Source organism: Pseudomonas sp. DCA-1 (assembly GCF_046523955.1).
Classification (GTDB): domain Bacteria; phylum Pseudomonadota; class Gammaproteobacteria; order Pseudomonadales; family Pseudomonadaceae; genus Aquipseudomonas; species Aquipseudomonas putida_Y.
Map to the genome: position 1 here is coordinate 1,566,368 of NZ_CP169881.1, position 22,422 is coordinate 1,588,789.

17 protein-coding genes are annotated in these 22,422 nt (G+C 63.7%); 10 read left to right on the forward strand and 7 right to left on the reverse strand.

Annotation, left to right across the window (positions count from 1 at the left end; all coding sequences use genetic code 11):
- Positions 1–31 precede the first annotated feature (31 nt).
- Positions 32–1,099 (reverse strand): ADP-ribosylarginine hydrolase Tri1, encoded by a 1,068-nt coding sequence (tri1, locus tag ACE4QZ_RS07555; protein WP_021781922.1) that lies wholly within the window; start codon positions 1,097–1,099, stop codon positions 32–34.
- Complete coding sequence (locus ACE4QZ_RS07560) at positions 1,096–2,571, reverse strand: DUF6861 domain-containing protein (RefSeq protein ID WP_103463197.1); 1,476 nt, start codon at positions 2,569–2,571, stop codon at positions 1,096–1,098. The genes tri1 and ACE4QZ_RS07560 overlap by 4 nt, the downstream gene beginning before the upstream one ends.
- A 340-nt stretch (positions 2,572–2,911) precedes the next feature.
- Between ACE4QZ_RS07560 and ACE4QZ_RS07565 the strand changes: the two genes are divergently transcribed.
- Both ACE4QZ_RS07565 and tadA read left to right on the forward strand, forming a co-directional pair.
- Entirely contained in the window at positions 2,912–4,291 is a 1,380-nt protein-coding gene (locus tag ACE4QZ_RS07565; RefSeq protein WP_021781924.1) for a multicopper oxidase family protein, read from the forward strand.
- The gene (tadA, locus tag ACE4QZ_RS07570; protein ID WP_021781925.1) at positions 4,291–4,770 is read left to right on the forward strand and encodes a tRNA adenosine(34) deaminase TadA; all 480 of its coding nucleotides are present in this window, start codon (positions 4,291–4,293) and stop codon (positions 4,768–4,770) included. Before ACE4QZ_RS07565 ends, tadA begins: the two co-directional genes overlap by 1 nt.
- Positions 4,771–4,862: 92 nt before the next feature.
- On the opposite strand, the gene mltF is transcribed toward tadA, so the two are convergent.
- The gene (gene mltF, locus ACE4QZ_RS07575) at positions 4,863–6,320 is read right to left on the reverse strand and encodes a membrane-bound lytic murein transglycosylase MltF (protein ID WP_021781926.1); all 1,458 of its coding nucleotides are present in this window, start codon (positions 6,318–6,320) and stop codon (positions 4,863–4,865) included.
- Between the two features lie 494 nt (positions 6,321–6,814).
- Between mltF and purL the strand changes: the two genes are divergently transcribed.
- On the forward strand, positions 6,815–10,714 hold the full coding sequence (gene purL, locus ACE4QZ_RS07580) for a phosphoribosylformylglycinamidine synthase (protein ID WP_021781927.1): 3,900 nt from the start codon (positions 6,815–6,817) through the stop codon (positions 10,712–10,714).
- 3 nt (positions 10,715–10,717) lie between these two features.
- Positions 10,718–11,029 carry an NIF3 1 gene (locus tag ACE4QZ_RS07585; protein ID WP_021781928.1) on the forward strand — a complete coding sequence of 104 codons (312 nt, stop codon included), beginning with the start codon at positions 10,718–10,720 and terminating at the stop codon, positions 11,027–11,029.
- Between the two features lie 103 nt (positions 11,030–11,132).
- Here the strand turns inward: ACE4QZ_RS07585 and tatC are convergent, their stop codons facing one another.
- The 3 genes from tatC to tatA are packed head-to-tail and all read right to left on the reverse strand — an operon-like array spanning position 11,133 to position 12,414.
- Positions 11,133–11,894, reverse strand: coding sequence for a twin-arginine translocase subunit TatC (gene tatC, locus ACE4QZ_RS07590; RefSeq protein ID WP_103463196.1), 762 nt, complete (start codon positions 11,892–11,894; stop codon positions 11,133–11,135).
- On the reverse strand, positions 11,891–12,181 hold the full coding sequence (tatB, locus tag ACE4QZ_RS07595; protein ID WP_103463195.1) for a Sec-independent protein translocase protein TatB: 291 nt from the start codon (positions 12,179–12,181) through the stop codon (positions 11,891–11,893). The genes tatC and tatB overlap by 4 nt, the downstream gene beginning before the upstream one ends.
- A complete protein-coding gene (gene tatA, locus ACE4QZ_RS07600; protein ID WP_021781931.1) occupies positions 12,181–12,414 on the reverse strand; it encodes a twin-arginine translocase TatA/TatE family subunit in 234 nt (77 codons plus the stop codon). Before tatA ends, tatB begins: the two co-directional genes overlap by 1 nt.
- A gap of 145 nt (positions 12,415–12,559) precedes the next feature.
- Between tatA and gspK the strand changes: the two genes are divergently transcribed.
- Positions 12,560–13,525, forward strand: coding sequence for a type II secretion system minor pseudopilin GspK (gene gspK, locus ACE4QZ_RS07605; RefSeq protein WP_103463194.1), 966 nt, complete (start codon positions 12,560–12,562; stop codon positions 13,523–13,525).
- A 130-nt stretch (positions 13,526–13,655) separates the two neighbouring features.
- Here the strand turns inward: gspK and ACE4QZ_RS07610 are convergent, their stop codons facing one another.
- The gene (locus ACE4QZ_RS07610; RefSeq protein ID WP_103443552.1) at positions 13,656–15,716 is read right to left on the reverse strand and encodes a PhoX family protein; all 2,061 of its coding nucleotides are present in this window, start codon (positions 15,714–15,716) and stop codon (positions 13,656–13,658) included.
- Between the two features lie 223 nt (positions 15,717–15,939).
- Here ACE4QZ_RS07610 and ACE4QZ_RS07615 point away from each other — a divergent pair, with 223 nt between their 5' ends.
- Genes ACE4QZ_RS07615 through gspF form a run of 5 tightly spaced genes read left to right on the forward strand, consistent with a single transcriptional unit; the run spans position 15,940 to position 22,414 of the window.
- Positions 15,940–17,580 carry a hypothetical protein gene (locus tag ACE4QZ_RS07615; RefSeq protein ID WP_021781934.1) on the forward strand — a complete coding sequence of 547 codons (1,641 nt, stop codon included), beginning with the start codon at positions 15,940–15,942 and terminating at the stop codon, positions 17,578–17,580.
- The gene (locus tag ACE4QZ_RS07620; protein WP_021781935.1) at positions 17,580–18,002 is read left to right on the forward strand and encodes a pilus assembly protein PilZ; all 423 of its coding nucleotides are present in this window, start codon (positions 17,580–17,582) and stop codon (positions 18,000–18,002) included. Before ACE4QZ_RS07615 ends, ACE4QZ_RS07620 begins: the two co-directional genes overlap by 1 nt.
- A gap of 21 nt (positions 18,003–18,023) precedes the next feature.
- Positions 18,024–19,760 (forward strand): type II secretion system secretin GspD, encoded by a 1,737-nt coding sequence (gspD, locus tag ACE4QZ_RS07625; RefSeq protein ID WP_103443553.1) that lies wholly within the window; start codon positions 18,024–18,026, stop codon positions 19,758–19,760.
- A complete protein-coding gene (locus ACE4QZ_RS07630; RefSeq protein ID WP_103463193.1) occupies positions 19,760–21,208 on the forward strand; it encodes a GspE/PulE family protein in 1,449 nt (482 codons plus the stop codon). The genes gspD and ACE4QZ_RS07630 overlap by 1 nt, the downstream gene beginning before the upstream one ends.
- Positions 21,209–21,211: 3 nt before the next feature.
- Entirely contained in the window at positions 21,212–22,414 is a 1,203-nt protein-coding gene (gspF, locus tag ACE4QZ_RS07635; RefSeq protein ID WP_103443555.1) for a type II secretion system inner membrane protein GspF, read from the forward strand.
- Positions 22,415–22,422: the final 8 nt, after the last annotated feature.

Sequence of the window (22,422 nt, forward strand, 5' to 3'; positions counted from 1 at the left end):
CTCACATTCATCTGCCCCGCTGCGTGCATTATCACAGCGAGTAGAACGGGTCGCTTTCAGGCGCCTGGTCGTGCAGCGCTTGGGCGAGGTCCTGTATGTGTTCTGACCACGCCACTGTCTTTACCCATTGCACGGGCATGCCGGATACCCCGTACAACGCCCCGGCTAGTTGCCCCGCCACGGCTGCCACACTGTCGGCATCGTCTGCCAGGTTTGCTGCCAGAAGCACTGCGTCCCTGAAGTTGTCGGTATTCCACACTGCCCACAGTGCAGCTTCCAAGGTGTCGATGACATACCCTGAAGAGCGAATCTGGTCGCGGCTTTTTTCCTTGTATTCGCCAGCGTTGATAATCGTGGCGCGGGGCTGCAATGGGCGCACCATGGGGCGGCATATTTCCTCCTTGTCTGCGCCGTTCAGGGCGAGGTGCAGCTGCGCACCCAGCAGTTCGCAACAACTTAGTGCTTCGGGCGCCCGGTGGGTGGTCCGACTCTGACTTTGAGCTTCGCGCCAGGTGGACGGTAGCATGTGGCGCCTGAATATGGCGGTCGGGGCGAGTCGGATGATCGAGCCATTACCGGCCGTGTTCGGGTCTGTGTTGCCTGACCAGTCCAAGCCTTGCCGTAGCCATCCTTCCAAGGCAAGGCGGGTTGCATTGCCAATGTCGAAGCAGACACCGTTAGCGCTGTTTTCCCCTTGCTTGTACCACCTGCACAGACGCTCAAGATAATCGGCATGATCAAATCGCATGCACGCCAGGTACGAGTCCGCCAGGCAAAGCGCCATGCTCGTATCATCGGTCCACTCACCTGGCTTGAGCCTGAACGGCCCGCCGCCGACCATGTCATCGACATGCTTGGCATCACGGGGCAAGAACTCCAGCGTGGTGCCTACGGCATCGCCAATGGCCAACCCCAGCAATGCCCCCTTGGCTCTGTCGAGCGATTGATCGGGGGTGAGTGTGCAGGCGCGCGAATTTTGCCATTGCGGGTGTACGTAGCCACGGCTTGCGGATTCGCGTGGGGTGGGCGCTGGCAGCAAGTGGTTGTACCGGTAGGCATATTCGGTAACGGCGAGGGTGGAGCTGTGCAGGTCGATCATAGTACTTCTTCTAATAAGAGACGAGTCGTGGGGCCTTGTTCAATCCGATTCAGTACTCTGAAAGAGGTACCTGGCGGGTACAGTACCTCCGCTTCGGGAATTTGCGTGAGGAAACTGATGTCCTTGCCGGATACGCCGCGTACGACCATCTGGGTATTGCCCGAAAACGGTGTTGTAGCGGATGAGCTGAAGAATGCCATGTCGGTCTCTACTGCACCCATTTGCATCCGATTGAGCACATGCTGCGGAAGATCCGTTCCACGATAGGTTTCAGCGCCTAAGTAGCGAGGCAAGCGTGCCAGGCCTTCGGTTGCATGCTCGGCAAAGGCCTTGATACCAGGCGTAGCAGTGCCTTCGCGCAATGCTTGGTTATACGCCTTGTACACATCGTTGGTAGAGTAGCCGTAAAGTGCGCCTATTTGATCGTCGCTGAGCAGTCTCGAAAGCTCCGGGGCCCGTATGTCTGCCCGAGCGCGGCCTTCGGCAATCCATCGCTCTGCCATGTCCTTGCCCACTGCATCGCGCAGGCTCATGAGCTTCTTCGGCGCCGCTGCAACGGTTTTTTCCGTGGCTTGCGTCGCTGGGGGCAGCTCTGGCTCCGCTTTCTTAAGCGGCGTTGCGGTTTTCATCTGCAGCTCAGGTTCGATCAGCAGCCTGTTCTGGTTTTTTGCCAGCCAGTTGGCCAACTGCTTGTTGGAAATCTCGGCCTGAAGCTTGGCGCTGCGGCTGGCGATGCTTTCCATGCTGCTCATCACGCCGGCTTTCATCTGCCCGCGGGTCAGGTAGGTCACGATCGCCATCAGCAAAAGCGTCACGAGTTGCTCTTGTCCGCGTGCCAGTTGCCTTGCAGCTTGTTCGGTACGTTCTTGAACCAGCGCGGCCGAGCCGCCCGAAGGGTCGAGACCCGAGGGTTTCAGGCCGTCTTCGGCAGTCCACGCGGTTGCAAGCCCCTCTTGCATCGAGGCCAGGCAGGCGGGAAGCCCTTGATAGAAATACTCCGCGATGGCGGCCAGGCCCAATGCCATCAGGATCAGGTTACCGACCTGCAGGCCGATACCGCTGCCTGCGACCACCCCAGGTGCCGCGCCCACGCCAAAGGCAAGAGAACCTACCGCGCCGCCTATAGCGCCGCCTAGCGCGACGCTGCCGCCGAGAATCATCACCACTTCCTGCACGAGCTTGAGCAGCACGGGCAAAATCTGGTCGATGTTGATGGATGCCCATTTGCGGGACAGATTTGACTGCATCATGGGATAGGACAGCGCCATCGCCTGCCGGACGTTGTCGATCCGGTGCCCGCCTACAGCGCCATAGGCCTGGCTGGCGCCATCGCTTACACGGCGGGTGAAGCCGTCCCAGCTGTCATGGGCACTGCGCAACCCGCTGCTGACGCTCTGATTCAGGGCGCTGAACTTCTGGTCCAGGTTGCGTTCGATGTCGTCCCAGCTAGGGACGTAAGCTGATAAGTCCATTTACCATTGCATTCCTTTAGAGAAAGCCCGGTGAGTGTGCTGGCTGAAGGCGATTCATTCCCATGCACCGCCCTGGCAGTCAAGCCAACTGCCAAATAAGCTGATGGTTGCATTGCGAGGCATTTTCTCATCTGAGGTGCCTCTGGCAATGGTGTCAATTTGATGTCGTCGCTGTCGATTGGTTCCGCTACGCCTGCCGTCCAGCCAATGCCGTGGCTAAAGCGGACGATGCTTGGATACTTCACTTAATATTTCCCATTTGCAGGTGTATCGTATTCGCCCCTCATCGTCAGCGCCTTGCTGGCAGACTGATTGCGCAGAACACGAGGTACCCGCACCGATGTCCTTCACCCGTCGACAAATGCTCAAGGGCCTGACCGGCCTGGTTGTGGTTGGCCTGGGCGCCGGTGGCGCGGCGCGTTACTGGCTGGGCAAGGTCGAGGACGAAAACGCCGGGCATGACTACGAGCTGATTGCCGCCCCGCTGGAAGTGGAGCTGGTGCCGGGCTTCAAGACCGAGGCCTGGGCCTTCGGCCCATCGGCCCCGGGCACCGAGCTGCGCGTGCGCCAGGGCACTTGGCTGCGGGTACGCTTTATCAACCATCTGCCGGTCGAGACCACTATCCACTGGCACGGCATTCGCCTACCGCTGGAAATGGACGGCGTACCTTATGTGTCGCAATTGCCGGTCAAGCCAGGTGAATACTTCGATTACAAGTTCCGCGTGCCGGACGCCGGCAGCTATTGGTATCACCCCCATGTCAGCAGCTCCGAGGAGCTAGGCCGCGGTCTGGTCGGGCCGCTGATCGTCGAGGAGCGTGAACCCACCGGGTTCCAGCATGAGCGTACGCTGAGCCTGAAGAACTGGCATGTGGACGAGCAGGGCGCATGGCTGCCTTTCAGCATCCCGCGCGAGGCCGCGCGCAACGGCACTGCCGGGCGGTTGATCACCATCAACGGCCAGGCCGACTCGATCACCGAGCTGCCGGCCGGCCAGGTGGTGCGGGTGCGCCTGCTGAACCTGGACAACACCTGGACCTATCGCCTCAACCTCAAAGGCAACTGCGAGGCGCGAATCTATGCCCTCGACGGCAACCCGGTCACCCCGCGTGCGTTGGATGAGTACTGGTTAGGCCCGGGCATGCGTATCTGTCTGGCCATTCGCATTCCCGAGGCGGGTGAGGAAATCTCCCTGCGCGACGGTTTCGTGCGCCTGGGCACCCTGCGTTCGGTGGCCAGCAACGACGCGCCGAGTGACTGGCCGCCAGCGCTGCCGCCCAATCCGATCGCCGAGCCGGACCTGGAGAATGCCGAAAAGCTGAACTTCAATTTCGAGTGGGCGGCCAGCGTCTCTGTCACCACTGACGCGGGCAAACCGCCGAGCTTGTGGCAGATCAACGGTCAGGCCTGGGATATTACCGACAAGACCTGCGCCGACCGCCCCATCGCCACGTTGCAAAAGGGCAAGAGCTACATCTTCGAGCTTAAGAACATGACCCAGTACCAGCACCCGATCCACTTGCATGGCATGAGTTTCAAGGTGATCGGCTCCAACCGTCACGACATCAAGGAGCCGTGGTTCACCGACACCTACCTGCTGGGCAAGAACGAGCGTGCCCAGGTAGCGCTGGTGGCGGATAACCCTGGGACCTGGATGTTCCACTGCCACGTCATCGACCACATGGAAACCGGCCTGATGGCCGCGATCGCGGTGGTCTGATGCGTCCGCAGATCATCGATCGCAGTCGCGATCAGGAATTCATGCGGCTGGCACTGGGCTTGGCCGCCGAAGGCGCGGCGCTGGGCGAGGTGCCGGTGGGCGCGGTACTGGTGCAGCACGGACAGGTGATCGGCCAGGGCTTCAACCGACCGATCATCGACAGTGACCCCAGCGCGCATGCCGAGATGGTGGCGATCAGGGCGGCAGCCAGGTCGGCCAGCAACTATCGGCTACCCGGCAGCACCCTGTATGTGACCCTGGAACCGTGCAGCATGTGTGCGGGGCTGATCGTGCATTCGCGGGTGATGCGCGTGGTGTTTGGCGCGCTGGAACCCAAGGCGGGGATCGTGCAGAGCCAGGGACAGTTCTTTGGCCAAGGCTTTCTCAACCACCGGGTGATGGTGGAAGGCGGGGTGCTGGCCGAGGCGTGCGGGCAGATTCTCAGCGATTTCTTCAGGGCTCGTCGGGCCAAGGCCTGAATTGCATCGGGCTCTTTGCGGGCAGCCCGCTCCTGCAGGTTCTGTGCAAATTATGCAGGGGCGGGTTTACCCGCGAAGAGGCCCTGAAAGGCTTACATCGGTGGCGACTGATCCGCCGGCTTGTTCTTGTTGACCCCGGGCACATGCAGGTTGCCCTCGGCCACCTGGCCTTCGAGTTGCGGCTGGGTCACCCAGGTGAGGATGTCGTAGTAGCGGCGGATGTTGGCCACGAAATGCACCGGTTCGCCACCACGGGCGTAGCCGTACTTGGTCTGCCGGTACCACTGCTTCTGAGCCAGCCGCGGCAGCATCTTCTTCACGTCCAGCCACTTGTTCGGGTTTAGCTTTTCGCGCTTGGCCAGGGTGCGGGCGTCTTCAAGGTGGCCGCCACCAACGTTGTAGGCGGCAAGGGCAAACCAGGTTCGATCCGGCTCCTTGATGCTGTCATCAAGCTCTTCCTTGATCTTCATGAAGTACTTGGCGCCGCCCTGGATGCTCTGCCTCGGGTCCAGCCGGTTGGACACGCCCATGGCCCGGGCGGTGCGTTGGGTCAGCATCATCAGGCCGCGCACGCCGGTCTTGGAGGTGACTTCCGGCTGCCACATCGATTCCTGGTAGCCGATGGCTGCCAGCAGGCGCCAGTCGACCTGCTCGACCTTGGCGTAGCTCTTGAAGTGCTTCTCGTACTTGGGCAGGCGCTGTTGCAGGTGCTGGGCGAAGGTGTAGGCGCCGACGTAGCCGAGTACGTCAACATGGCCGTAGTAGCGATCCTTCAAACGCTGAAGGGTGCCGTTCTTCTGTGCCTTGTCGAGAAATTCGTTGATTTCGTTGAGCAGGCTGTTGTCTTCGCCTGCTGCCACTGCCCAGCGCTGGTCGCGGGTGTCGCCCAAATCGAAGGCGACCCTCACGTTGGGGAAATACACCTGGTTCATCGCCAGTTCGTTGGAGTCCACCAGGGTCAAGTCGATCTGGCCTTCGTCCACCATGCGCAGCAGGTCGACCACTTCGACGGCGTCGGATTCCTCATATTGCAAGGCCGGGTACTGCTTTTTCAGCTCGGCCAACTGGTCAGCATGGCTGCTGCCCTTGAGCACCATGATCTTCTTGCCGACCAAACCCTTGGCGCTGGTGGGGCGTGGGCGGCCGTTGCGGTAGATGACCTGCGGGGTCACCTCCAGATAGGGATGGGAGTATTTCACCTGCGCTTTGCGCCGCTCACTGCTGACCAGGCCGGCAGCAGCCAGTACCGGGCCGGAGGGCTTGCCGAGGGAGTCGTACAGCTCGTCCAGGTTGTCGGCGGTCTCGATCTGCAGCTTTACGCCGAGATCGTCGGCGAAATGCTGGACCAGTTCGTACTCGAAGCCGGTTTCGCCGTTACGGTCCTGGAAGTAGGTTGCCGGGCTGTTGCGTGTGATTACGCGCAGCACGCCATCCTCCTTCACGCGCTCGAGGGTGCTGGGTTTTTCAACGCAGGCACCTAGCAGCAGAAAGAGTCCGGTTGCGAGAAGCCATTTGGCGCAACGCTGGCGCAAAGCAGTGTGGGCGAACATAGGTTGCAGTATACGCAAAGGACTGGCCCAACCATATCTCGACAACTGTTAGCTTGTCTGGTAGCGGGTTCTGTGCTGTGTGGCTTGCCGTTAGAGGTTCGTCGCCTGGAAGATCGAGCGCCGTCCGCACGGCGCATCGCGAGCTGCGCTCGCTCCTACGTTTGTTTGCGGCCAGTTATTTCTGCAGGAGTTACGCGCGAGCGCCTTGGCGCATGACGGAATATCGCGTCGTACGGAGCACACGGTCGCGCGCGCCTGTCACTGACGTTACTGGCCTGAAACAAACGTAGGAGCGAGCGCAGCTCGCGATGCGCCGTGCGGACGGCGCTCGATCTTCCAGGCGACGAACATCTTCAGGCGAACATCCAAAATTCTGACCCGAAAGTCCGGTTCCGCCGCCCGGCAGGCATGGCTTAGAGCAGGTGCCGAAAGCCATCGAATTAGGCTAGAATGCACGGCCTCTAAGCACACCCCTTCCTGAGGCTGTCCCGACGATGTTGATCCTGCGCGGCGCTCCTGCCCTTTCTGCCTTTCGCCACGGTAAATTACTCGAGCAACTGAGCCAGAAAGTCCCCGCTGTTACTGGTTTGTATGCCGAATTTGCCCACTTCGCCGATGTTGACGGCGAGTTGACCGCCGACCAGCAGCAGGTGCTGGGCCGTCTGCTCAAGTACGGCCCGAGCGTGCCGGTACAGGAGCCGACGGGTCGTCTGTTCCTGGTAGTGCCGCGCCTGGGCACCATTTCGCCATGGGCCAGCAAGGCCAGCGACATCGCCCACAACTGCGGCCTGCAGTCGATCCAGCGCTTGGAGCGCGGCATCGCCTACTACGTGGCCGGCACCCTGAGCGACGCTGACGCCGAACTGATCGCCGCCGAATTGCACGACCGCATGACCCAGCGTGTGCTCGGCCAGCTGGAGCAGGCCGCAGACCTGTTCAGCCACGCCCAGCCCAAGCCGATGACCTCCGTGGACATCCTTTCCGGCGGTCGCGACGCCCTGGCCAAGGCCAATATCGACCTGGGCCTGGCCCTGGCCGAAGACGAAATCGACTATCTGGTCAATGCCTTCCAGGGCCTCAAGCGCAACCCGAACGACATCGAACTGATGATGTTCGCCCAGGCCAACTCCGAGCACTGCCGTCACAAGATCTTCAACGCCAGTTGGGATATCGACGGCCAGGCTCAGGATAAGAGCCTGTTCGGCATGATCAAGAACACCTACCAGATGCACAACGAAGGTGTTTTGTCGGCCTACAAGGATAACGCCTCGGTAATCGTCGGCAACGTTGCCGGCCGCTTCTTCCCGAACCCTGAAACCCGCCAGTACGGCGCGGTGCAGGAGCCGGTGCACATCCTGATGAAGGTGGAAACGCACAACCACCCGACCGCCATCGCCCCGTTCTCCGGCGCCTCCACCGGCTCCGGTGGCGAAATCCGCGACGAAGGTGCAACCGGCCGTGGTGCCAAGCCCAAGGCCGGCCTGACCGGCTTCACCGTGTCCAACCTGCGCATTCCGGGCTTCGAACAGCCTTGGGAGCAGGCTTATGGCAAGCCCGAGCGTATCGTCGACGCCCTCGACATCATGATCGAAGGCCCTCTGGGTGGCGCTGCGTTCAACAACGAATTCGGTCGCCCGGCCCTGACCGGCTACTTCCGTACCTTCGAGCAAGCCATCGACACCCCCCACGGTGAAGAAGTGCGCGGCTACCACAAGCCGATCATGCTCGCCGGTGGTATGGGCAACATCCGTGAAGACCATGTGCAGAAGGGCGAAATCACCGTCGGCGCCAAGCTGATCGTGCTTGGCGGCCCGGCCATGCTGATCGGCCTGGGCGGCGGCGCTGCTTCGTCGGTGGCTACCGGTGCCAGCTCGGCTGACCTGGACTTCGCTTCGGTACAGCGCGAAAACCCGGAAATGGAGCGCCGTTGCCAGGAGGTCATCGACCGTTGCTGGCAGTTGGGCGACAGCAACCCGATCGCCTTCATCCACGACGTGGGCGCTGGCGGTATTTCCAACGCCTTCCCTGAATTGGTCAACGATGGCGGCCGCGGTGGTCGCTTCGAACTGCGCAACGTGCCAAATGACGAGCCGGGCATGGCCCCGCACGAAATCTGGAGCAACGAATCGCAAGAGCGTTACGTGCTGGCCGTCAGCGCAGTCGACTTCGAGCGCTTCAAGGCCATCTGCGAGCGCGAGCGTTGCCCGTTTGCCGTGGTTGGTGAAGCGACTGAAGAGCCGCACCTGACCGTAAGCGACAGCCACTTCGGCAATACCCCGGTGGACATGCCGCTGGACGTGCTGCTGGGCAAGCCGCCGCGCATGCACCGTTCGGTTACCCGCGAAGCCGAGCTGGGCGATGACTTCGACCCGAGCGAGCTGGACCTGGACAGCGCCGTCCAGCGCGTGCTGAACCACCCGGCTGTGGCCAGCAAGAGCTTCCTCATCACCATTGGCGACCGCACCATCACCGGCCTGGTTGCCCGCGACCAGATGGTCGGCCCGTGGCAGGTTCCGGTGGCGGACTGCGCCGTTACCGCCACCAGCTTCGACGTCTACACCGGTGAGGCCATGGCCATGGGCGAGCGTACGCCGCTGGCGCTGCTGGATGCCCCGGCGTCCGGCCGCATGGCCATCGGCGAAACCCTGACCAACCTGGCGGCTTCGCGCATCGAAAAGCTGTCCGACATCAAACTGTCGGCCAACTGGATGTCCGCTGCTGGTCACCCGGGTGAAGACGCACGCCTGTACGACACCGTGAAGGCTGTCGGCATGGAGCTGTGCCCGGAGCTGGGCATCACCATTCCGGTCGGCAAAGACTCGATGTCGATGAAGACCAAGTGGAGCGACGAGGGCGTCGAGAAGAGCGTCACCTCGCCGATGTCGCTGATCATCACCGGCTTCGCCCCGGTCACCGACATCCGCAAGACCCTGACCCCGCAACTGCGCATGGACAAGGGCGAGACCGACCTGATCCTGATCGACCTGGGCCGCGGCAAGAACCGCATGGGTGCCTCGATCCTGGCCCAGACCTACGGCAAGATCGCTGCCCAGGCACCGGACGTCGACGATGCCGAAGACCTCAAAGCCTTCTTCGCCGTGATCCAGGGCCTGAACGACGACGGCCACCTGCTGGCCTACCACGACCGTTCCGACGGCGGCCTGGTCACCACCGTGCTGGAAATGGCTTTCGCCGGCCACTGCGGCCTCGACCTGCAACTCGACCCGCTGACCGACAGCAAGGGCGAAGTGCCGGCCATCCTCTTCAACGAAGAGCTGGGCGCGGTGATCCAGGTTCGCCAGGATGCTACCCCGGACGTGCTGGCTCAGTTCAGCGCTGCCGGCCTGGGTGAAGAATGCGTCGCGGTGATCGGCAAGCCGGTCAACAACGCTGAAGTGACCATCAGCCTCAATGGCGAAGTGCTGTTCGACGATGACCGTCGCATGCTGCAGCGCCAGTGGGCTGAAACCAGCTACCAGATCCAGCGCCTGCGCGACAACGCCGACTGCGCTGACCAGGAATTCGACCTGCTGCTTGAGGAAGACAACCCGGGCCTGTCGGTCAAGCTGGGCTTCGACGTCAACGACGACATCGCCGCGCCTTACATCAAGAAAGGCGTGCGCCCGCAAGTGGCCATCCTGCGTGAGCAGGGCGTCAACGGCCAGGTCGAGATGGCAGCCGCCTTCGACCGTGCCGGCTTCGCCGCCATCGACGTGCACATGAGCGATATCCTCGCTGGCCGTGTCGACTTCGAAGCCTTCAAGGGCCTGGTCGCCTGTGGCGGCTTCTCGTACGGTGACGTGCTGGGCGCTGGTGAAGGCTGGGCCAAGTCGGCGCTGTTCAACGCCCGTGCACGTGACGCCTTCCAGGCCTTCTTCGAGCGTACCGACAGCTTCGCCCTGGGCGTGTGCAACGGTTGCCAGATGATGTCCAACCTGCACGAGCTGATCCCGGGCACCGAGTACTGGCCGCACTTCGTGCGCAACCGCTCGGAGCAGTTCGAAGCCCGTGTGGCCATGGTCGAGGTGCAGAAGTCCAACTCGATCTTCCTGCAGGGCATGGCCGGTTCGCGCATGCCGATCGCCATCGCCCACGGTGAAGGCCATGCCGAGTTCGCCAGCGAAGAAGCCTTGCTGGAAGCCGATGTGTCCGGTTGCGTGGCCCTGCGCTACGTCGACAACCATGGCAAGGTCACCGAAGCCTACCCGGCCAACCCGAACGGCTCGCCGCGTGGTATCACCGGCCTGACCAGCCGCGACGGCCGCGTGACCATCATGATGCCGCACCCGGAGCGTGTGTTCCGCGCTGTGCAGAACTCCTGGCGCCCGGACGAGTGGCAGGAAGACGCCGCGCTGATGCGTATGTTCCGCAACGCGCGGGTGTGGGTGAACTAAGGCGTGTACAAGCTCGCCTTCTTCGTCCCCGCCAGTCACGTCGCAGCGGTCAAGGCCGCTGTGTTCGCCGCTGGCGGCGGGCGCATTGGTGATTATGACCACTGCGCCTGGCAAACCTTGGGCCAGGGCCAGTTCCGCCCGTTGGACGGCAGCCAGCCGTTCCTCGGGCAAACCGGCCAGGTCGAGGTGGTGGAGGAGTGGAAGGTGGAGTTGGTGGTGGCTGACGAACTGGTGGCTCAGGTCGTCGCTGCGCTCAAGCAGAGCCACCCGTACGAGACGCCAGCCTATGAAGTCTGGCGCCTCGCCGAGTTCTAGAACGCATCACGGCCATTCGCGGGCACGCCGGCTCCCACAGGGATATCACAATCCTCAGAACCTGTGATATCCCTGTGGGAGCCGGCGTGCCCGCGAAAGGGCCCTACAATCCAGCCACAGTCTCCTTGCCTGGCTCCGGCCGCTTCAACATTCCACAAGCCAGCAACCCCACCTCGAACAGCACCCACATCGGCACTGCCAGCATCGTCTGCGAAAACACATCCGGCGGTGTCAGAATCATCCCCACCGCAAAGCACCCGACGACCACGTAGGGCCTGCTGCGTCGCAATGCGGCCACATCGGCCAACCCCGCCCAGACCACGATGAACGTCGCCACCGGGATCTCGAACGCCAGCCCGAACGCCAGAAACAGCGCCAGGATAAAGTCCAGGTACTGGCTGATGTCGGTCATCATCGCCACGCCGTCCGGCGTCACGCTGGCAAAGAAACCGAACATCATCGGGAACACCAGGAAGAACGCGAACGCCATGCCGGCATAGAACAGCACGATGCTCGAAACCAGCAGCGGCAGTGCAATGCGCCGTTCACGGCGGTACAGCCCCGGCGCCAGAAAGCCCCAGGCCTGATGCAGCAGCAACGGCATGGCCAGGAACAGTGCGCACATCGCGGTCAGCTTGAACGGTGTCAGAAAGGGCGAGGTGACACTGGTGGCGATCATGCTCGCGCCTTCCGGCAAAAAGCGCCGTAGCGGTTCGGATATGAGCGTGTACAGCGTCTGGGCGAAGGGGAACAGGCCGGCAAACACCAATGCCACCAGCGCCAGGCAACGCACAAGGCGTTTGCGCAGGTCGCGCAGGTGTTCGGTCAGCGGCATGCTCGCCGCAGGGTCCATGGCAATACTCATGAAGCATTTTCCTTGGGCAGCGCGGCCGTGGCCGCATCATTGGCCGGCACCGCGTTCAGGCTGATGCCCTGGCGGATCTCCTGTTCCAGGCGCTGCAAAGGTGCCTTGTCGAGGTTGGGCATTTCGATTTCGCGCTCCACCTGCGTGCGCAAGGCGTGCATGGCCCGGCGTGCCTGGCCCAGGCCGCGCCCAAGGGTACGGGCTGCCACCGGCAGGCGCTCGGGGCCTAGTACCAACAGTGCGACGACGCCGATCAGCAGCAACTCGCTGAAGCCTACCTCGAACATCAGGCCTGGCGGTCCGCTTGAGGTTGCTGCGCAGCCTGGCCGTTCAGCGGGCACTGTTGCTGCACGTGCGCCTGGCCAGCGGCGCTGGCGTCATTGTCGCCGCCCATGGACTTGCGAAAACCCTGGATCGCCTCGCCCACATCGCTACCCAGACCCTTCAGGCGTTTGGTACCAAACAGCAAGAACACGATCAGCAGTACGATCACCAGTTGCCAGATTCCAATGCCACCCATAGCGACCACTCCTGTAAGGTCATGAAAAGGAAGGGCAATCCTGCCTTGCCTAGATGACGTGCGCATGACGAACGGGCATTGCCATCTACCTGAAACACCCCGCGTGTTGACTGGCGTTTTTATTCCGCGAGCGAGGCACACACGGATGGGTGGAAGGCAACAGCAGGGTGCGGCCCTGTTGATGGTGATGGTGGTGCTGGCAATGCTGGCGGCGGGCATGGCCTGGTTGGTGGAGGATGGCCGACGCCAGGTTGACGAAGTGCGCCTGTTGCACCAGCGGGTGCAGGTGCGGGCCATGGAGCAGGCCGGCCTGGCCTATGCCGGGCAGGCCCTGCGTGACCCCGCCTGGCGGCTCAGTCCGCTGTTCTGGCAAGCCTTGCGCGGGCAGCCGCTGAACTACGATTTTGGCGCTGGCCAGGCGCAGTTGCGGGTACGCGACCAGCACACCTGCTTCAACGTCAATGCGCTGCTGGGTGCCGATGGCGAACGCGCCGAGCGCCAGTTGCGTTACTTGCTGGGCAATGACATGGCGGCCGAACGCCTGGTCGATGCCTTGGTCGACTGGCTCGATGCCGACAGTGATGCCCGCCTGCAGGGCGCCGAGAGCGCCCAGTACCTGCGTCAGCAACCGCCACGGCTGGCGGCTGACCAGCCGATGCTCGACACCAGCGAGCTGAACCTGTTGCTGGAGCCGGACGCCAGCCGCCAGGCGCGTTACCCGATGCTGTGCGCCTTGCCCCAGACCACGGGTTGGCGGCTCAATGCCAACGCGCTGGGGTTGGAGCATCTGCCCCTGCTGGAGGCGCTGTATGAAGGGCGTTACTCGCGTTCGTTGCTCAGCCGCATCATCAGCGGTCGGCCGGCGTCAGGGTACGTGGATGCCGCCGCGCTGCGCCAGGCGCTGGGGGCGGTGGATGATGAAACGTTCGAACGGTTGAGCGAAGGGCTGCTGCTCAATAGCGGGCATTTTCTGTTGCAGCTGTCGTTCGAAGAAGAGGGGCGGGTGATGCGCAGCGAATTCCAGGTGGAGGCGCTGGGGGTGGTGCAATGGCATGCCCGGGTGCCAGCGCAGCAAGTGCGGGTGCGTAGCCGGGAGCCGATAGCCTGGTAACGTTTACGGGCGCCTTCGCGGCCAAGCCCGCCCCTACGCCGGTTTTGAAACCCGTGGGATCCCTGTAGGAGCGGGCTTGCCCGCGAAGAGGCCGGTACAGCCAGCAAAAGGTTGGCTGACCGGCACTGGATCAAACGGTGCCGATTTCCCCGCCATCAATACGCTGGATCACCACCGTCGAAGCCCGCGGCCGTACGGTAGCCCCAGCCGGCGTCGCATCGGTCGCCTTGTCGGTATACGGCCAGTTCCCCGGGTGCTGAATGTTGACGAACAGCGTCTTGTTGTCCGGGGTAAAGGTAATCCCGGTCACCTCGCAACCGTTTGGCCCGACAAAGAAGCGCCGCAGGTCCACCTGGTTCTGTGCGTTCACCGGCACCTGCTTGCCGCTGGCATCCACCAGGTCGGTAGGGATCACCGCCAGCAACTGGTCGTTGGTGTAGTCGGTCAAGGTGCTTTCGCCGTTGTCGGTCTCGAACCACAGCACGCCGCGGCTATCGAAGCTCATGCCGTCGGGGCTGGCGAACTGGTTCAGTTCGGTCAGGCCGGAGCGGTTGATGTCGGCAGTACCGGCAGCGTTGGCGCCGAACACGAAGATGTCCCAGTTAAAGCTCAGCTGATCGTCGCTGTCGTGCCAGCGAATGATGTGGCCGTGGCGGTTCGGGCCGCGCGGGTTCGCTGCATCGACCTTGTCCGGGGTGCGTGCACTGTTGTTGGTCAGGGTCAGGTACACATCGCCGTTCAGCGGGTTGACCGTTGTCCATTCCGGGCGGTCCATCGGCGTTGCGCCCACGGCATCGCCAGCACCGCGGGTGTTGAGGATGATGCCCGGCAAGTCGCCGTACAGCGCGCCCAAGGTGCTGCCGCCCGTGGTGGCGGTGGCCACATCCAGCAGCAGCCATACACCGGTGCCGTCGGCATTGAAGCGGGCCACGTAGAGCTTGCCTTGGTCGAGGTACTTGGCGCCGGTGGCCAAGCGGTCGGCCGGGGTGGCGTCGGCGGGGTCCCACACGGCGGTGGACACCCACTTGTACAGGTACTCGTTGTTCGAGTCGTCACCCATGTACCACACCAGCGGCTTGCCGGCGACGGGCAGGCCGGGGGCGCAGCCCTCGTGGCGGAAGCGGCCCAGCGCGGTGCGTTTGGTGGCCAGGGTGCTGCTGTTGTACGGGTCGATTTCGACAATGTAGCCGTAGGTGCTGGCTTCGTTGCGATAGTCGTCGGTGGCGCTGGCGCCTTTGACGGTAACATCGAAACGGGCGAATTCGTCATCCACTTCGCTGGCGTCACCGGCAGCGCTTTCCCACTTGTACTGGCCGCTGGAGGTGCCCACGCCAATGCGGCGCTGGTCCTCGGGGCGGGTACCCTTGTTGACGAAGATGCCCGGCCAGTTCTCTTCGCAGGTCAGGTAGGTGCCCCACGGGGTATAGCCATTGCCGCAGTTGTTGTTGGTGCCACGGCAGTGGGTGCCAGCAGTGGAGTACTTGGTCTTGACGTGGTCGGTGCCACGCAGCGGGCCGGTGATTTCCATGCGTGAAGCAGTGGTGAAGCGACGGTTCAGCGGGTCGTTGTCGACCACCTGCCAACGGCCGTTGATTTTCTGCAGGCGTACCACGCCAGCACCGTGTGCGTTGATTTCCTTGCGCACTTCTTCAACTGGGCGCTTGCCGTTGACATCGGTAGTGGGGCCGGCCGGGTGCAGGGCGGCGGTATCGATGTACTCGAAATTGATTGCCAGCAGGCCGTCTTCCGAGCTGCCGTTGATGGGGAAGAAGTGCATGCCGTCGTGGTGCATGCCCATGGCGTTGGCCTGGTCGGTCGAGGTGTTGCTGCCGTCGGACTTCCACGGGTTGCCGTTGCTGTTCAGTGGCGTGCCCCAAGGTGCCAGCACATAGGCGCTATAGCCGGCGGCGACCACACAGGCGTCGGTGCGCGAGCCTGGGATGGACTGGAAGCCCAGCGCCAGTTTTGGCACTTCCGGCTCGGTGACTGGCGGTTCGGTGACCGGATCATCGTGATCGGAACCACCACCGTCGAAGCAGCCTGTCAGGCCGGTACCGGCGATCATGGCGATGGCGGCGCCCAGGCTGCCGCGCATCACGCTGCGGCGGCTCAGGTAGGCATCCATGACGTTGGCCATCGGCAGATTGCCGCTTTGGTTCCGGTCCAGGTTGTCGCCGGTATCTCGACTCATCAGGTTGTCCTTATGTTGGCTGAGTTGGAAGAAACCGCGACTGTAAGGCGCAAGTGTGATGATTCCTTGGCAGAAATGTTAACGAGCTTTTAAAACTTTCGGTTCTTGGATGGGGAATCTAAAGATCGAATTGGAATTTCTGTCGGATTTCTGCCATCAAACTGTAATGCCAACGCCGCAACATCCGGGACCCTGAATGGACGTGGATAAGGATGGCGATGCGATGGCGAGCAGTGTGCGCAGGCGCGAAGTGATCGGCTGGATGGGTATCGGTGCCTTGGCACCGCTGCTCGGCGCCTGCACAGCCTTCCCAGGGCAGCAGGGCGGCAACGCCCGGCTCGACTTGCTGTACGTCGCCGATACCCTCGATGCCCGCCAGCCTGGCCAGGCGGTGGTACCGGCTACCCGGCTGGGGCCGGTCAGCCACTTGGGCCGTGCGCCCTGGATGACCGGCAGCAGCGCCAGCATCGCCTACCCTCAACTGGCGCCGCTGCTCGATGCCCGCCAGGCAACGACGGCCCCGCTGGGCGGTTATGCGGTGCTCGCGGCGTTGCTGGAACAACTGCGTGGCGAGGCCGGTGCGGGCAACAGCCTGACCCTGGAAAACGGCCAAGGCTGGAATGGCAGTGGCCTGGCCTACCTGACCCAGGGCGAAAGTGGTGTGCAAGGCAGCCAGCTGTTGGGCATCGAAGCGCGGGTCAGCAGCGACGAGCGTGTGCTGTGGCCGCAACGCTGCATGGGCCTGTATCGCCAGGCCAGCGCCATTACCCTCGGCGCCGGGCTGGCTGACGCACAACGCCAGGCACTGGGCGTGCAAGGCCTGCACATTTTCGAGCGCGGCGGTGCCCGTATTGCAGTGGTTGGCGTGACCGACCCGTACGCACAGGACCAGAAAGCCTCTCTTAAACAGTGGTATCAGTCACTGCTGCCGGTATTCGAGCAAGCCCGGCGCGAGGCTGACCTGGTGGTGGCCATGGCCGATGCAGGCACGGGCCCCGGCTTGTGGCTGGCTGAACGGGTGCCGCAAATCGACGTGCTGTTGTGTGCCCGTGGTCAGGACCTGTGGCCGGCACCGGTCGAGGTCACCCAGGCCAGCGGTCGGCGCGTGCCGGTGCTGTTTGCCGGCTGCCGGGGCAGCGGTGCCTTCCGCCTGCGCTGCCAGCGAGTGGCCGGCCAGTGGCAGTTCGACGGGCGTTTTTTCCCGGCCTTTGAACAGCAACTGGCGCCTGCCGCGCAGCTGCGTGTCGCGCAATTGCAGGCACAACTGCGCCAGCAACGGGCCGGCCACGCGGCCTGGCTCGACCAGCCGCTGGCCCGCGCGCCCCAGGCCTTGTGGCGCCGCGATACCCGTGGCGGCAGTTGGGACTGCCTGCTGCATCAAGCCTTGGCCGACGATAGCAGCATGCCCGTGTTGCTGCCGGGCCTGCGTTACGACTACCCGCTGTCCGCCGGGGCGCCCATTACCCGCGAACACCTGATCAGCCTTACCGGTGGTTACCCGGCGCCAGTGGTCGAGGCACCGGCCAGGCAGGTCGAACAAGTGCTGGAAAACGCCGCTGAACAATTGTTCGGTGACCCGCTGCTGCTGGACAACAGCCAGGACCTGCCGCGCTGGCAGGGCCAGGCCTGGAGCGTCAGCTACAGCCCACAAGGCAAGCGCATCACGGGGTTGGAGCCGGTGCAGGGCCTGTGCCGCACCTTTGGCTTGCAATTCGAAAGCCAGGCCGGCGAGCCACTTTGGCAGCGGGTCGAGGCCTGGCTCGCCCGCCAGCCTGACGGTTGGCAACTGGCGCCGCTGCAACTGCCCGAAGTGCGTTACGTGCAGGGGCACCCAGGCTGGCACCCACGGCAATTGGCCTCGTGATGCTCACCTCGCGTCTGCTCACCGGTGCTGGCCTGACCTTGGCCGGCTGGCTGTCTGCGCAGTGTGTGCTGCAGCTGAGCCGGCAGCCACACCCGGCCACGGCACCTGCGGTGGCCGATAGCCCGCTGCCCGGGCTGATGGTCGGTCACTGGCAGGCGCCGCCCGACAACGGCGCCATCACCATCACCCGTCTGCCGCTGCAGTACCTCGGCGGCCTCAAGGCCCAGCCATTGGCCGCCAGTGTGGTGGTGCTGCGCTACGGCCAGCAAGTGCGCACCCTGGCCCGCGGTCAGCGCCTGGCGCCAGGGATCGTGCTGCAGGACATCGACAGCGATGGCCTGATTTTCAACAACCAGGGGCGGCGTGAGCGCCTGCCCTGGCCGCCACGCCCCGCCGTGACCGGCTTCAAGCGGCAAGGATGAACGATGCCTGTTAGATACTGCATGGCGGCTGCGCTGAGCCTGGCCTTGTCCATGGCCTATGCCCAAGAGCCGGTGTTCGATGACAACGGTACGCCGATGTACGAAGTGAATTTCGTCGATACCGAACTCGGCGAGTTCATCGACAGCGTGTCGCGCATCACCGGCACTACCTTCATCGTCGACCCCCGGGTCAAGGGCAAGGTCACCGTGCGCACTGTCGACCTGCACGACGCCGACGCCATCTACGACATCTTCCTGGCCCAACTGCGCGCCCAGGGGTATGCCACCGTCGACCTGCCCAATGGCAGCGTGAAGATCGTGCCCGACCAGGCCGCGCGCCTGGAGCCGGTGCCAGTGGAGGCGGGCGGGCGGCAGGGTGAGGGTAGCGACAGCGTGGCCACCCGCGTATTCAACGTGCGCAACGCCGCCAGCGAACAGGTACTGGGTATCCTCAAACCGCTGATCGACCCGCGGGTTGGGGTTATTACACCGTACCCGGCGGCGCACCAGTTGGTGGTGACTGACTGGCGCAGCAACCTCGAACGCATCGCCAGCCTGCTGCGCCAGCTTGACCGCCCTCAAGAGGCACCGGGCAATGGCAGCACCCAGGTGATCTACCTGCGCCATGCCAATGCCGGTGAAGTGGTCAAGGTGCTGCGAGGGCTCAGCCAGGAAGGTGCGGTGCCGGCTGAGGGCGCGGGTGAGGCAGAGGGCAAGGACCGGCCGGTGATGCCAGCCTCCGGTGGCCCGGGCATCCGCCTGGAATACGAAGAAGGTACCAATGCCGTGGTCATGGTCGGCCCCGACAGCGAGCTGGCAGCGTACCGGGCCATTGTCGAGCAACTGGACATTCGCCGTGCCCAGGTGGTGGTCGAAGCGATCATCGCCGAGGTGTCCGACAGCAGCGCCCAGGAGCTGGGTGTGCAGTGGCTGTTCGCCGACGAGAAGTTCGGCGCCGGTATCGTCAACTTCGGCAGTAACGGGGTGAATATCGCCAGCATTGCCGGGGCCGCCGCCAGTGGCGACAACGAGGCCCTGGGTGACCTGTTGTCCACCACTACCGGTGCCACGGCGGGCATCGGCCATTTCGGCGGGGGCTTCAACTTCGCCATGCTGATCAACGCGCTGAAGGGCAAGAGCGGCTTCAACCTGCTGTCCACGCCCACCTTGCTGACCCTGGACAACGCCGAAGCATCGATCCTGGTCGGTCAGGAGGTGCCCTTCGTCACCGGCTCCGTGACGCAGAACAACGCCAACCCGTACCAGACCATCGAGCGCAAGGAAGTCGGGGTGAAGCTGCGCATCAAGCCGCAGATCAATATCGATAACAGCGTGCGCCTGGACATCGTCCAGGAGGTGTCGTCGATTGCCGACACCAGCTCGGCCAGCGACGTGATCACCAACAAGCGCGAGATCAAGACCAAGGTCATGGTCGAGGACAACGGCCTGGTGATACTTGGCGGCCTGATCAGTGACGAGTTGAGTACCAGCAACCAGCGTGTGCCGCTGCTTGGCGACATTCCTTATCTTGGCCGGTTGTTCCGCTCCGATGCCACCCGCAATACCAAGCAGAACCTGATGGTGTTCATCCGCCCGCGTATCCTGCGCGACGGCCCGAGCCTGGCGGGCCTCAGTGAAGACAAGTACCGCACCCTGCAGCAGACCACACCGCTGCAATTGCCGGACCTTGCAGAGGGCACGCGGCTGTTGCAGGTATTCCCCGCCAGCCGCGCACGCCTGGAAGGCGGTGACTGGTGATGCTGCCCTATCGCCAGGCACGGCAGAGCGGAGTGGCCATGGCCCCGGCAGAGCAGGGCTGGCAGCTATGGCTGCGGCCCGACGCCGACAATGCCCAGTTGCAGGAGTTGTTGCGTGTGCATGGCCAGCCAAGCCTGCTCGAATATCTGGAACCTGCGCTGTTCGACGAGCGCCTTGGCCAGCTGTACCAGGCCGGCGATGCCGCCACCGAGGCGCTGATCGAAGGCATCGGCGACCAGGTCGACCTGGATAGCCTGATGAGCGAGATGCCGCGCATCGAAGACCTGCTTGAAAGCGACGACGAAGCGCCGGTGATCCGCCTGATCAACGGCCTGTTCGGCCAGGCGCTGCGGCTGCGCGCCTCGGACATCCATATCGAGACCTTCGAGCAGAGCCTGGTGGTGCGTCTGCGGGTCGATGGCCACCTGCGTGAGGTGCTGCGTCCACCGCGTGCGCTGTCGGCCATGCTGGTATCACGGATCAAGGTCATGGCCCGCCTGGACATCGCTGAAAAGCGTCAGCCCCAGGACGGCCGCATCACCTTGCGCGCGGCGGGGCGCGAAGTGGATGTACGAGTCTCGACCTTGCCCGGCATCCACGGCGAGCGGGTGGTGATGCGCGTGCTCGACAAGCAGGCCAGCCTGCTGGCGCTGGATAACCTGGGCATGCCGGCAGCGGTATTGCAGGGCCTGCGCAGTTGCCTGGCGCGGCCCAACGGCATTGTGCTGTCCACCGGGCCGACCGGTTCGGGCAAGACCACGACCCTGTACGCCAGCCTGAACAGCCTCAACGATGGCAGCCGCAACATCCTTACCGTCGAGGACCCGGTGGAGTACGCCATCGCCGGCATTGGCCAGACCGCGATCAACCCGCGTGCGGGGCTGACGTTTGCCAGTGGCCTGCGCGCCATCCTGCGTCAGGATCCAGATGTGATCATGCTCGGCGAAATCCGCGATCAGGAGACTGCACAGATCGCCGTGCAGGCCAGCCTCACCGGCCACCTGGTGCTGTCGACCTTGCACACCAACAGCGCGGTAGGCGCAGTGACCCGCCTGCGCGACATGGGCATCGAGCCCTTCCTGATCGCCTCGTGCCTGCGCGGCGTCCTGGCCCAGCGCCTGGTGCGGCGTTTGTGCAGCTGTGCCGTGGCGCACCCGCTACAGGCCGCCGAGCGCGAGCTGTGGCCCGAGCTGGCGGCACTGGACAGCACTTATCACGCCGTGGGCTGCGAGCATTGCCAGGGCAGCGGTTATATCGGGCGACTGGGGCTGTACGAGTTTATCGAACTGGACGCTGGGCTCATCGGCTTGTTGTACGACGGCGCCAGTGAGCTGGCCATGCAGGATTACCTGGCTGATCGGCGCCAAAGCCTGGTGGCGATGGCCAGCGATTGCCTTGCTCGCGGCGAGACCAGCCTGGCCGAAGTACTGCGCGTGGTACAGGGCTAAGGCATGCCAACCTATCGCTACCAGGCCGTTGACCTCGCCGGCAAATCGCACAAGGCCAGCTTGCAGGCTGACAGTGAACGCCACGCTCGCCAGCTGTTGCGCGAGCAGGGCCTGTTCGCCCGCCAGTTGCAGCGTCATGAAGCCGGCAGCCGACAACCCCGTCGCCAGCGCCTGAGCCGCGCCCAGCTGTGTGAGCTGACCCGTCAGCTGGCCACCTTGACCGGGGCCGGCATTCCCTTGGTCGATGCCCTTGCCACCCTTGAACGGCAACTGCGTCAGCCCGCCCTGCACAGTGTGCTGGTGGCCTTGCGCGGCTCGCTGGCCGAAGGCCTGGGCCTGGCCCGCAGCCTGGCCCGGCAGGGCGCACCGTTCACTGGCCTGTACTGCGCGCTGGTCGAGGCCGGCGAACGTTCCGGGCACCTGGCCCAGGTGCTGACCCGGTTGGCCGACCATCTGGAGCAGGTGCAACGCCAGCAACACAAGGCCCGTACCGCGTTGATCTACCCCACGGTACTGATGGGGGTGTCGCTGGCCGTGGTCATTGGCCTGATGACCTTCGTCGTGCCCAAGCTCACCGAACAGTTTGCCCACGCCGGGCAGAGTCTGCCGCTGATTACCTCGTTGCTGATCGGCTTGAGCCAGGCGGTGGTGCAGGCCGGACCGTGGTTGCTGGGGCTGGCGTTGATGCTTGCCGTGCTGGCTGGATGGTTGCTGCGCAAACCGCACTGGTGTCTGCGTCGCGACCAACTGCTGCTGCGCCTGCCACGTATTGGCAGCCTGCTGCAGGTGCTGGAAAGCGCACGTCTGGCGCGCAGCCTGGCGATTCTCACTGGCAGTGGCGTGGCCCTGCTCGAAGCCTTGCAAGTGGCCACTGAAACCATCGGTAACCGGCGTATCCGCCTGGCCATGGAGCAGGTGCGCCAACACGTGCAGGGCGGCACAAGCCTGCACCGTGCGCTAGATGCCAGCCAGCAATTCCCGCCGCTGCTGGTGAATATGGTCGGCAGCGGCGAGGCCAGCGGCACCCTGGCGGACATGCTCGAGCGCGTGGCCGACGACCAGGAGCGCGGCTTTGCCCGCCAGGTCGATACCGCCATGGCGCTGTTCGAACCCCTGATGATCCTGGTGATGGGCGCTGTGGTGCTGTTCATCGTGCTGGCGGTGCTGCTGCCGATCATGCAACTCAACCAGGGCCTGCAATTGTGACGACAAGG

Coding starts and splice junctions, on each gene's coding strand:
- tri1 (WP_021781922.1), bottom strand. CDS start 1,099: ATGATCGACCTGCACAGCTCCACCCTCGCCGTTACCGAATATGCCTAC.
- ACE4QZ_RS07560 (WP_103463197.1), bottom strand. CDS start 2,571: ATGGACTTATCAGCTTACGTCCCTAGCTGGGACGACATCGAACGCAAC.
- ACE4QZ_RS07565 (WP_021781924.1), top strand. CDS start 2,912: ATGTCCTTCACCCGTCGACAAATGCTCAAGGGCCTGACCGGCCTGGTT.
- tadA (WP_021781925.1), top strand. CDS start 4,291: ATGCGTCCGCAGATCATCGATCGCAGTCGCGATCAGGAATTCATGCGG.
- mltF (WP_021781926.1), bottom strand. CDS start 6,320: ATGTTCGCCCACACTGCTTTGCGCCAGCGTTGCGCCAAATGGCTTCTC.
- purL (WP_021781927.1), top strand. CDS start 6,815: ATGTTGATCCTGCGCGGCGCTCCTGCCCTTTCTGCCTTTCGCCACGGT.
- tatC (WP_103463196.1), bottom strand. CDS start 11,894: ATGAGTATTGCCATGGACCCTGCGGCGAGCATGCCGCTGACCGAACAC.
- tatB (WP_103463195.1), bottom strand. CDS start 12,181: ATGTTCGAGGTAGGCTTCAGCGAGTTGCTGCTGATCGGCGTCGTCGCA.
- tatA (WP_021781931.1), bottom strand. CDS start 12,414: ATGGGTGGCATTGGAATCTGGCAACTGGTGATCGTACTGCTGATCGTG.
- gspK (WP_103463194.1), top strand. CDS start 12,560: ATGGGTGGAAGGCAACAGCAGGGTGCGGCCCTGTTGATGGTGATGGTG.
- ACE4QZ_RS07610 (WP_103443552.1), bottom strand. CDS start 15,716: ATGAGTCGAGATACCGGCGACAACCTGGACCGGAACCAAAGCGGCAAT.
- ACE4QZ_RS07615 (WP_021781934.1), top strand. CDS start 15,940: ATGGCGAGCAGTGTGCGCAGGCGCGAAGTGATCGGCTGGATGGGTATC.
- ACE4QZ_RS07620 (WP_021781935.1), top strand. CDS start 17,580: ATGCTCACCTCGCGTCTGCTCACCGGTGCTGGCCTGACCTTGGCCGGC.
- gspD (WP_103443553.1), top strand. CDS start 18,024: ATGGCGGCTGCGCTGAGCCTGGCCTTGTCCATGGCCTATGCCCAAGAG.
- ACE4QZ_RS07630 (WP_103463193.1), top strand. CDS start 19,760: ATGCTGCCCTATCGCCAGGCACGGCAGAGCGGAGTGGCCATGGCCCCG.
- gspF (WP_103443555.1), top strand. CDS start 21,212: ATGCCAACCTATCGCTACCAGGCCGTTGACCTCGCCGGCAAATCGCAC.